Genomic DNA, 1,063 nt, shown 5'->3' on the forward strand with positions numbered 1-1,063 from the left:
GTTCGACCTGGCGCCGCAGCAGATTCGCGTCGTGCTGCACCCGCAGAGCGTGATCCATTCGATGGTGGTGCTGCGCGACAACTCGGTGCTGGCCCCGATGCGTTCGGGGAACGACAGGCTGTAGGCGATCGGCACGCGCATGTCGGGCGTGCCGAGCTGGGCCAGCACCGAGTTGTCGCGCAGCACCACCATCGAATGGATCACGCTCTGCGGGTGCAGCACGACGCGAATCTGCTGCGGCGCCAGGTCGAACAGCCAGCGCGCCTCGATGACCTCGAGCGCCTTGTTCATCATCGTCGCCGAGTCGACCGAGATCTTGCGGCCCATCACCCAGTTGGGATGCGCGCAGGCCTCGTCGGGCGTCACGCTGTGCAGCGTGGCCGGATCGCGGCGGCGGAACGGGCCGCCCGAGGCGGTGAGCAGCAGGTGGTCGATGCGCTGCGGCCAGGTGCTGCGGTCTTCCGGCAGGCACTGGAAGATCGCCGAATGCTCGCTGTCGACCGGCAGCAAGGTGGCGCCGCCGGTGCGCACCGCGTCCATGAAGAACGCCCCGCCGACGACCAGCGCCTCCTTGTTGGCCAGCAGCAGCCGCTTGCCGGCGCGCGCCGCGGCCAGGCACGACGGCAGCCCGGCGGCACCGACGATCGCAGCCATCACGCTGTCGACCTCGGGGTGGGCGGCAACCTGTTCCAGCGCGGCCGCGCCTTCGAGCACTTCGGTGGCGGCGCCGGCCTCGCGCAACGCGCTGCGCAGGCGCTTCGCGTGCGCCGGATCCGTCATCACCGCGAAGCGGGGCTTCCATTGCAGGCACTGCGCGAGCAGCTCGTCGCTGCGGCTGTGCGCCGACAGCGCGAACACCTCGAAGCGCCCGGGATGGCGCGCCAGCACGTCGAGCGTGCTGGTGCCGACGCTGCCGGTGGAGCCGAGGATGCACACCCGCTGGCGGGGAGACGAGACTTCTGACATCGGTAGGCCTGGCAAGAAGGTGGCGTGGCGCAGGAGTGCGGCCGGAGGGTGCCGGGGGCCGCTACAGCGAGCTGAGCGCCATCGCGATCGGGAACAC

The 1,063-nt window shown here is 70.7% G+C and carries 1 protein-coding gene; it reads right to left on the minus strand.

The features are described from left to right. The coding region (gene dxr / locus AC1D12_RS33910; protein WP_477845462.1) for a 1-deoxy-D-xylulose-5-phosphate reductoisomerase at positions 1-966 on the minus strand (966 nt) is incomplete at its 3' end. Between the last annotated feature and the right edge of the window lie 97 nt (positions 967-1,063).

Source organism: Rhizobacter sp. P1_G5, from assembly GCF_056405435.1.